The sequence below is a fragment of the Okeania sp. SIO2F5 genome, from assembly GCF_010692685.1.
GTDB classification, from domain to species: Bacteria; Cyanobacteriota; Cyanobacteriia; order Cyanobacteriales; family Microcoleaceae; genus Okeania; species Okeania hirsuta.
Window position 1 is genome coordinate 1 of sequence record NZ_JAAHGU010000323.1, and the last position, 1,136, is coordinate 1,136.

General features: G+C 41.8%; 3 protein-coding genes. All 3 read left to right on the forward strand.

Annotated elements, in window-relative coordinates:
- The first annotated feature begins 64 nt into the window (after positions 1-64).
- The 3 genes from F6K27_RS33315 (at position 65) to F6K27_RS33325 (ending at position 1,129) form a co-directional block, all read left to right on the forward strand.
- Positions 65-223 carry a hypothetical protein gene (locus F6K27_RS33315; protein WP_161564637.1) on the forward strand — a complete coding sequence of 53 codons (159 nt, stop codon included), beginning with the start codon at positions 65-67 and terminating at the stop codon, positions 221-223.
- 19 nt (positions 224-242) lie between these two features.
- A complete protein-coding gene (locus F6K27_RS33320; RefSeq protein WP_287280890.1) occupies positions 243-452 on the forward strand; it encodes a helix-turn-helix domain-containing protein in 210 nt (69 codons plus the stop codon).
- A 458-nt stretch (positions 453-910) separates the two neighbouring features.
- Positions 911-1,129: a hypothetical protein gene (locus F6K27_RS33325; RefSeq protein WP_338043223.1), complete on the forward strand. Its 219-nt coding sequence runs from the start codon at positions 911-913 to the stop codon at positions 1,127-1,129.
- Positions 1,130-1,136 lie beyond the last annotated feature (7 nt).

A 1,136-nucleotide genomic window follows, 5' to 3' on the forward strand; every position in this document is an offset into this window, starting at 1 on the left:
TAAGTAGGCAGGCAAAAAAAGTTGTAAAATAGCCTAGTCGAGTAGATGGAGGAAAATTTATAGTGTGCCAGCCCCTTTAAGAGTACATTTGAGTGAAGCTGAAGACAAAGAACTGCTGGAATTCCAGAAAATTGAGGGAATCCCCTCAAGAGTGAGAGAAACAGCGGAAATAGTTCGACTCAATCATCATGGATGGTCTGTAGCAGCGATCGCTGCTATATAAAAATAAGTCACCTCACACCGTGAGAAACAGTCTTCACCGTTGGTCAAGCCAAGGTGTTGAGGGACTGTGGGAAAAGATAGGTAGAGGAAGAAAAGCCAAGTGGGTTGAAGAAGATATAAAACATATAGAGATTTGTTTGGAAAAAGATGAACGAACCTATAATGCGGCTCAATTATCCCGAAAACTATCTCAAGAGCGAGGAGTGACTCTCAGTAGCGATCGCTACTGAAAAGTCCTCAAAAAAAGGGGTGGCGTTGGAAAAGGACAAGATATCAACAACCTTCCCCCCCAGATGCTCAACAAAAACAAGCCAAAAAAGCTGACGCACGAATGGTTATTGTGGTCTCACAGTGCAGGAGAGATTTGCCTAAAATTCCGTAAAGGAATCCGGTTTTTGTCTTTGGAGTCCCGTCAGTTACAGTTATGCTCGTTGTGGACAGCAAAAACTCCTCAAACAGACAAAAAAACGGGGGGAAAGGTTAAATATTCTAGGTCTTTATGCCATCGGAGTTAGTTTTGATGATGGACTAAAGTTAGGTTCTTTTAAAGGAGAATCTGACCTTAAGCTAATGGACTGGCAAGCTCAACAAGCCTCTCAACGTTTTGAGCAGACGGGACAAATCACAGTAATCGTTCAAGATAACCATCCTATACACCTGAGCAAAAAAATCAGAGAACGTTGGAGTTATTGCCATGCCCCAAGGATTATTTTTCTTCCAACTGCCCAAATATTCCTCACAAATGAATCTGATTGAAGCACAGTGGCATCAACTTAAAACACATGAACTAGCTGGTCGGATTTTTGAAGATGAATATGATTTGGCGATGGCTGTTATAGAGGGTGTAGAAGCTCGCGCTCAACAAGACCAACATACCACAGAACGTTTTCTATTTAATTCTGCCTAGCTACTTA